1 protein-coding gene is annotated in these 395 nt (G+C 52.4%); it reads left to right on the top strand.

Going from position 1 to position 395, the window contains the following annotated elements; all coding sequences use genetic code 11:
- Positions 1–254: 254 nt before the first annotated feature.
- Positions 255–395: transposase (locus HMPREF2604_RS14515; RefSeq protein ID WP_141746436.1), on the top strand; the 141-nt coding region annotated here is incomplete at its 3' end.

The raw sequence follows: 395 nt of genomic DNA, 5'->3' as shown, positions 1-395 counted from the left end.
GACGTGTCTACTTTCCGGGGGTCAGGTCCCGATGATGCGCACGGACGATTTGACACCTACGGATGAATTGTTAGGAGTAATTGGTGTTGATTAAGCATGTTGCAACCCGTGCTTACAGCATGGTTTGTTCGACGTATCCTGGCAAAGATTGGGACGTAGAGGTATGTGTACACCCAGACGGAACCGTTGCAGTGTGAGGTTACCCTCGTTTAGTGGACACCCTATTTGTACGGATCTTGTGTCCGTAAGAGAGGATGTTCATTGTGAGTCAACAGCGCAAGAAGTACACGCCTGAGTACCGGCGTGAGGCCGCGAACCTGGTAATCGAGTCAGAGCGCCCGATTGCCCATGTGGCTAAAGAGATTGGTGTTTCCGCCGGGCTTTTAGGCCGGTGG

It is taken from the genome of Corynebacterium sp. HMSC055A01, from assembly GCF_001809405.1.
GTDB lineage: Bacteria > Actinomycetota > Actinomycetes > Mycobacteriales > Mycobacteriaceae > Corynebacterium > Corynebacterium hesseae.
This window is presented reverse-complemented; position numbering and strand designations above follow the sequence as displayed.